General features: G+C 74.3%; 1 protein-coding gene. It reads right to left on the minus strand.

Going from position 1 to position 8249, the window contains the following annotated elements:
• On the minus strand, positions 1-8249 hold an 8249-nt coding region (locus KN815_RS51650), incomplete at both ends, for a type I polyketide synthase (RefSeq protein ID WP_301184659.1).

The following is an 8249-nucleotide window of genomic DNA, read 5'->3' on the forward strand; positions in this document are numbered from 1 at the left end:
CGTCCTGCCCTCCTCGGCGGCCACCGTGCCGGGAGTGATGCCCGTGGCGAGCTGCTCCAGCCCGCTCAGCAGCTCCGCCCGGTCGCGGCCGGTGACCGCCGCCCGGTGGCCGAAGGCGGACCGGGCCAGCGCCAGCGAGTAGCCCACATCCACCGGATCCAGCTCCGGCCGCGCCGCCACATACGACCGCAGCCGCTCCGCCTGGGCGCGCAACGCCGCCTCGGTACGGCCGGACACCACCCACGGCACCAGCTCGGTGCGCACCGACGGCTCCGGCTCCGGGTCGGCGGCGGGCTCGGCGGGCGGTTCCTCCAGGATGAGGTGGGCGTTGGTGCCGCTGATGCCGAAGGCGGACACCCCGGCGCGGCGCACCCGCTCGCCCGTCGGCCAGTCCCTGGCCTCGGTCAGCAGCTCGACCGCTCCCGCCGTCCAGTCCACATGCGGGGTGGGCTCCTTGACGTGGAGTGTCCTGGGCAGCAGACCGTGGCGCATCGCCATGACCATCTTGATGACACCGGCGCCGCCGGCCGCGCCCTGGGTGTGGCCGATGTTGGACTTCAACGCGCCCAGCCACAGCGGCCGTTCGGCCTCCCGGCCCTGGCCGTAGGTGGCGAGGATGGCCTGCGCCTCGATCGGGTCGCCGAGCGTGGTGCCGGTGCCGTGGGCCTCGACGGCATCCACTTCGGCGGCCGACAGCCCGGCGTTCGCCAGCGCCTGCCGGATCACCCGTTGCTGGGAGGGGCCGTTGGGGGCGGTGAGGCCATTGCTGGCCCCGTCCTGGTTGACGGCGGAGCCGCGCACCAGCGCGAGCACCTCATGGCCGTTGGCGCGGGCGTCGGACAGCCGCTCCAGGAGCACCATGCTGACGCCCTCGCCCCAACTGGTGCCGTCGGTGTCGGAGGAGAACGCCTTCGACCTGCCGTCGGGGGCGAGGCCGCGCTGCCGGCTGAACTCGATGAACAGGCTCGGCGTGGACATCATCGTGGTGCCGCCCGCCAGCGCCAGCGAGCATTCGCCCTGGCGCAGCGCCTGCGCCGCCTGGTGGATGGCGACCAGGGAGGAGGAGCACGCGGTGTCGATGGTGAGCGCCGGGCCCTCCCAGCCGAGGGAGTAGGCGATACGGCCGGAGACCACGCTGGCGGCCTTGCCGGTCAGCAGATACCCCTCCATGTCCCCGGGGATCTCGCCGAGTCCCGAGGCGTAGTCCTGGCCGGTGGAACCGATGAACACGCCCGCGGTGCTGCCCCGTGTGGTGTGCGGGTCGACCCCGGCGCGCTCCAGCGCCTCCCAGGAGGTCTCCAGCAGCAGCCGCTGCTGCGGGTCCATGGCGAGCGCCTCGCGCGGGGAGATCCCGAAGAACTCGGGGTCGAAGTGGTAGGCGTCGTAGAGGAAGCCGCCCTCCTTGGCGTAACTCCTGCCCGGCGTATCGGGGTTGGGGTCGTACAGCTCCTCGACGTTCCAGCCGCGGTCGGCCGGGAAGGCCGAGATCACATCGCGGCCGTCCGCCACCAGCTCCCACAGCTCCTCGGGGCCGCGGACCCCGCCCGGCAGCCGGCAGCTCATGGCCACGATGGCGATCGGATCGTCATCGGCGGGGCGGACGGCGGCCACCACGGCCGCCACCTCCTCCCGTTCGCCCAGCGCCTCGCGCCGCAGATGGTCCACCAGCACAGCGGGGGTCGGATAGTCGAAGAGAAGGGTGGTCGGCAGCCGCAGCCCGGTCGCCGCGCCCAGCCGGTTGCGCAACTCCACGGCGGTCAGGGAGTCGAAGCCGACCTCGCGGAAGGCGCGGGTGGCCTCGATGTCCTCCGGGGCGGCGAGCCCCAGTACGGCCGCCGCGTGTTCCCGCACCAGGTCCAGCAGGAACGGATCCCGGTCGGCCGCCGCCAGGGCGGCCAGCCGCCGGCCGAGCGAACTCTCGTCGGTTTCCACGGCCCCGCCTCCGCCACCGGCCCGCACCACCCGGCGGACCGGCGTCCTGACCAGGCCGCGCAGATACGCGGGTACGGCGTCCTGGCCGGGGCTGCCGCTCGCGGCCCGCCTGCGCAGATCCGCCAGATCGAGCCGGACGGGCACCAAAGCGGCGTCCCCGGCCGCCCGCGCGGCGTCGAAGAGTTCCATGCCCTCCGCGCTGGGCAGCGGACGGATACCGGAGCGCGCCATGCGCCGCACATCGGCATCGGCCAGATGACCGCTCATGCCGCTGCGCTGCTCCCACAGGCCCCAGGCGAGGGACTGGGCGGCCAGGCCACGGGCCCTGCGGTGCTGGGCGAGGGAGTCCAGGAAGGCGTTGGCGGCGGCGTAGTTGGCCTGTCCGGCGTTGCCGATGGTGGCGACGACGGAGGAGTAGAGGACGAACGCGGCCAGGTCGTGGTCCGCGGTCAGCTCGTGCAGATTCCATGCGGCGTCCACCTTGGGCCGCAGCACCCGGTCGAGCCGGTCGGGGTCCAGCGCGTCCACGACACCGTCGTCGAGCACCCCCGCCGCGTGGATCACGGCGGTCAGCGGATGCGCGGCGGGTATCGCGCCGAGCAGCCCGGCGAGCGCCTCCCGGTCGGCCGTGTCGCAGGCGGCGACGGTGACGGCGGCCCCCAACCCGTCCAGTTCTGCGTAGAGTTCGGCCATGCCCTCGGCTGCGGGCCCGCGCCGACTGGTCAGCAGCAGATGCCGTACGCCGTGCTCGGTCACGAGGTGGCGGGCGAGCAGCCCGCCGAGGGTGCCGGTGGCGCCGGTGACGAGAACGGTGCCCTCGGGGTCCAGCCGTCGGTGGGCGTCGGCGGCTTCGGTGGGCCGTGTGCTGGTGGTCTCGGTAGCGCTGGTGGCCGCGGCCCCAGCAGCCGGACCGGCCCCAGCCCCCATTGCCACCCGGCCCAGCCGGGGTACCCGCGCCCGGCCCTCGCGCACCGCGCACTGCGGTTCGCCGGAGGCCACCGCGCCCGGGAGGGCGTCCACCGACTCCGGGTGGCCGTCGAGGTCGACGAGGACGAAGCGTCCGGGGTGCTCCGACTGCGCCGAGCGCACCAGCCCCCATACGGCGCCGTGTGCCACATCGGCCACCTCTTCGCCGGGGACGGCCGCGACCGCGCCCCGGGTGACGAACACCAGCCTGGAGGAGGCGAGGCGTTCGTCGGAGATCCACCGCTGGATGAGCGCCAGCACGCGGTGGGTGGCGGCGTGGGCCGCCTCCGCCACGTCCCCGTCGCCCTCGGCGGTGCCGGTGCGGGTGCACGGGACCAGCACCGCGTCCGGCACGTCCGCCGCCTCGTCGTAGGGCACCGCGTCCACCGCCGGGGAGAGCCCGAGCGGGTCGTCGCCGAGCACCGCCCAGGTCGCCGGGGCCACGGCCGTATCCGCGGTGGGCGCGGCGGGCCACTCCAGGCGGAACAGCGACGGGTGGAGGGCCGAGCGGCCGCCGATCGGTTCGGGCGTGTCCACCGTGCGCAGTACGAGCCGGTCCACCGAGACCACCGGGGCGCCGCTCGGGTCGGCCGCCGCCACCGCGTAGGTGTCGGGGCCGGCCGGTGTCAGCCGTACCCGCAGCGCTGTGGCGCCCGTGGCGTGCAGTACGACACCGCTCCAGGAGAGGGCCAGCCGCGTCCCGCCGTCGCCACCGCCGTCGCCCGGGGTCTCCACCGCGTCGAGCACCGACTCCAGCAGCACCGGGTGCAGACCGTAGCGCTGGGCGTCGGCCTCCTCGGCCTCGGTCAGCCCCACTTCGGCGTACAGGTCCTCACCCAGCCGCCAGGCCGCGACGGCGCCTCCCGCCACCTCCACCGGGACCGCGTCGGTCGGCGGCCATACGGCGAGGCCGGGGTCCGCGGCCGGGGCACCGGCGCCCAGGACCGCCGTGGCGTACCGCGTCCACGGCTCGTCGGAGTCCGCGCCCTCGGCGCGCGCGTAGACGCTGAGCGCGCGCAAGCCGCCACCGTCCGGGGCGCCGACGCGCATCTGGATCACCGCGGCGCCCTTCTCGGGCAGCACCAGCGGCGTGTCCAGGGAGAGTTCCTCGATCCGGTCGCAGCCGACCTGGTCGCCCGCCCGGATCGCCAGTTCGGCGAGGGCGCTGCCGGGGAGCACGGCCGCGTCCGGGCCGGTGCGCTCGGTCAGCCAGGGGTGGTCCGGTGCGAAGATGCGGCCGGTGAACAGATGGTCGTCCACCCCGGCCAGCGGGACGGCGGCGCCGAGCAGCGGATGTCCGGCCGCGTCGAGTCCGGCGGCGGCCACATCGCCCGCCGCCACCGGCTTGTCCAGCCAGTACCGCTGCCGCTGGAACGGATACGTCGGCAGCTCCACGTCCGGTGCGCCGCTCCCCGGGCCACCTTCGAACACGGCGTCCCAGGACGGCTCGACACCCTGCACATACGCCTCGGCGAACGAGGCGGCGAAGCGCTCCGGGTCGCCCTCGTCCCGGCGCAGCGTGCCGACGACGGCGGCGCTCCCATCGGCATCCTCGATGGTCTGCTGGAGCGACATGGCGAGCATGGGGTGCGGAGCGCACTCGATGAACGCCGTATGGCCGTCGGCCAGCAGCGCCCGGGTGGCCCGCTCGAAGTCCACCGGCTCGCGCATGTTCCGGTACCAGTAGTCGGTGTCCAGCTCCGTGGTGTCCAGCGGTCCGCCGGTCACCGTGGAGTAGTAGGCGATCCGCGAGGCGCGCGGCCGTACCCCCGCCACTTCGCGCAGCAGCCGTTCGCGCAAGCCGTCGACCTGCGGGGAGTGCCCGGCGGTGTCCACGCCCGGCACCCGGCGGGACTTCACCCCGTCGGCCGCGAGTTCGGCCATGAAGGCGTCCAGGGCCTCCGGGTCGCCGGAGACGGTCACGGTCGCGGGGCTGTTGACGGCGGCGATGCCGAGCCGTTCGCTCCACGGCCGAAGCCGCTCGGCGACCGTCTCGGCCGAGGCGAGCACCGAGAGCATGCCGCCCTTGCCGCTCAGCTCGGCCCATGCCTGGCTGCGCCGGGCCACCACCTTGGCCGCGTCCTCCAGCGAGAGCCCGCCGGCCACGTACGCGGCGGCGATCTCGCCCTGCGAATGGCCCACCACCGCGGCCGGTTCCACGCCGTACGAGCGCCACAGCGCGGCCAGCGAGACCATCACCGCGAACAGCGCGGGCTGGACCACATCGATACGGGACAGCGACGGGGCGCCCGGCTCACCGCGCAGCACATCGCGCAACGACCAGTCCAGGAACGGCTCCAGGGCGTCGGCGCAGGTCTCCAGCCGCTCCGCGAAGACGGGCGAGGCGTTCCACAGCGGGAGCGCCATCCCGATCCACTGCGAGCCCTGCCCGGGGAAGACGAACACGGTCTTCCGCCGCCCGCCCGCCGTGCCCTCGACCACATGCGGCGCCGGGGTGCCCTGTGCGAGCGCGCCGAGCCCGTCCAGGAGCCGCTCCCGGTCCCGGCCGAGAATCACCGCCCGGTGGCCGAAGGCCGTGCGAGTGGTGGCGAGGGCGCGGCCGAGTGCGGCGAGGTCGGTGCCGGGGTGGTCGGCAAGGTGGTCGCGCAGTTGCTCGGCCCGGGTCCGCAGGGCCTGTTCGGTGCGCCCGGTCAGCACCCAGGGCAGCACGGGCAGGCCCGGGGCGGCGGGACGGGCCTCCTCCTGGGTGGCGACGTCCGGTTCGGCCGGGGCCTGCTCCAGGATGGCGTGGGCGTTGGTGCCGCTGATGCCGAAGGACGAGACGCCCGCGCGCCGTGGCCGCGCGGTCTCCGGCTCCGGCCATGGCCGGGCCTCGGTCAGCAGCTCCACGCCCCCGGACGACCAGTCGACATGTGGCGAGGGCTCGTGTACGTGCAGGGTCTTGGGGAGTGTGCCGTGGCGCAGCGCCATCACCATCTTGATGACCCCGGCCACGCCCGCCGCCGCCTGGGGGTGGCCGACGTTGGACTTCAGCGAGCCGAGCCACAGTGGCCGGTCCTCAGGGCGGTCCTGGCCGTAGGTGGCGAGCAGGGCGCCCGCCTCGATGGGGTCGCCGAGCGAGGTGCCGGTGCCGTGTGCCTCGACCGCGTCCACATCGGCCGTGGTGAGCCCGGCGTCGGCCAGCGCCTGCCGGATGACGCGCTGCTGGGCGGGTCCGCTCGGGGCGGTGAGCCCGTTGCTCGCGCCGTCCTGGTTGGTGGCGGAGCCGCGGACCAGCGCCAGCACCCGGTGGCCGTTGCGCCGCGCGTCCGACAGGCGCTCCAACAGCACCATGCCCACGCCCTCGCCCCAGCCGGTGCCATCGGCGTCGGACGAGAACGCCTTGCAGCGGCCGTCGGGCGACAGCGCCTTCTGGCGGCTCAGCTCCACGAAGATCCCGGGACTGGACATCACGGTCGCGCCACCGGCCAGCGCCAGCGAGCACTCGCCCGCACGCAGCGACCGCATGGCCATGTGCAGGGCCACCAGGGACGATGAGCATGCCGTGTCGACGGTGACCGCCGGGCCCTCCAGACCCCAGGTGTAGGCGATCCGGCCGGAGGCGACGCTGGTGGTGCCGCCGGTCAGCAGATAGCCCTCGAACCCTTCCGACGCCTCGTCCATCCGCGGCCCGTAGTCCTGCGGCATGGTGCCGACGAAGACGCCGGCGTCGCTGCCCTTGAGCGTGGTGGGGTCGATCCCGGCGCGCTCGAACGCCTCCGACGCGGTCTCCAGCAGCAGCCGCTGTTGGGGGTCCATCGCCTGGGCCTCGCGGGGGCTGATGCCGAAGAAGGCCGGGTCGAACTGGTCGGCCTCGTAGAGGAATCCGCCCTCGCGCACATAGCTGGTGCCGTGGCGGGCCGGGTCCGGGTCGTAGAGCCCCTCCAGGTCCCAGCCACGGTTGGCGGGGAAGCCCGCGATGGCGTCCCGGCCCTCGCCGACGAGCTGCCACAACTGCTCGGGCGTGCGCACTCCGCCGGGGAGGCGGCAGCTCATCGCCACGATGGCGATCGGGTCGTCGTGGCCGGTGGCGCGCCGGGCGGCGGCCGGACGCGGGGCCGTGGCGGTCCGGGAGCCCACCGCCACGTCCTGGACGTGGCGGGAGAGGGCCAGCGGGGTGGGGTGGTCGAAGAGTACGGTCCCGGCGAGCCGTGTTCCGGTGGCGGTGCTGAGGAGGTTGCACAGCTCGACGGACATCAGCGAGTCGAAGCCGAGATCCTTGAAGATCTTCTCGGGGTCGATGGTGTCGGGGCCCCGGGAGCCCAGGACCCAGGCGGTGTGCGTACGGACCAGCTCCAGCGCCACGCGCTCGCGCTCGGCGGGGTCGGTCAGGGCGGCGAACTCCGCGCGCCAGGAGAGGGGTTCGCCGGTGGCGGCCTCCTCGATCCCGGGCAGGTCGCTGTCCAGCCAGTAGCGCTGCCGCTGGAAGGCGTACGTGGGCAGCTCCACCCGGCGCGCACCGCGCCCGGCGAACACCCCCTCCCAGTCGACCTCGCCACCGTGAGCGTGCACCTGGGCGACCCCGGACAACAACGCCTCGGCCTCGTCACGGTCCTTGCGCAGCAAGGGGATGAACGCGACGGGCTCCGAGACGCAGTCCCGGCCCATGGCGGAGAGCACACCGGCCGGGCCGATCTCCACATAGCGGGTGACACCCTGCCCTTCGAGGAACCGGATGCCGTCCCCGAACCGCACCGCCTGACGGACATGGCGCACCCAGTACTCCGGCGAGCACACCTCCTCGCCCGCCAACTCGCCGGTGACGTTCGAGACGATCGCCAGTCTCGATGGGGAGTAGCCGATCCGGCCCGCCACCTCGGCGAACTCGGCCAGCATCCCCTCCATCAGGGGTGAGTGGAAAGCGTGCGAGACGCTCAGCCGCTTGCTCTTGACCCCCACCGCCCCGGCCACCGCCAGCACCGCCGACTCCGCACCGGAGATGACGGTCGCCGCCGGGCCGTTGACCGCGGCCACACTCACCCGGTCCTCGTAACCGGCCAGATGCGGCAGCACCTCGGCCTCCGTGGCCTGGAGGGAGACCATCGCACCGCCCTCGGGCAGCGCCTGCATCAACCGCCCGCGCGCCGCCACCAGCGCACACGCGTCCTCCAGCGAGAAGACCCCCGCCACATGCGCCGCGGCCAGCTCGCCCACCGAATGCCCCACCACGAAGTCCGGCGCGACACCCCAGGACGCCACCAGCCGGTACAGCGCCACCTCCACAGCGAACAGCCCGGTCTGGGTGAACACGGTCCGGTCCAGCGCCTCCGCATCCCCGCCGAAGACCACCTCCCGCACCGAACCCTCCAGATGACGGTCCAGCTCCGCGCACACCGCGTCGAACGCCGCCG

The sequence above is a fragment of the Streptomyces niphimycinicus genome, from assembly GCF_018883605.1.
Taxonomy (GTDB): Bacteria; Actinomycetota; Actinomycetes; order Streptomycetales; family Streptomycetaceae; genus Streptomyces; species Streptomyces niphimycinicus.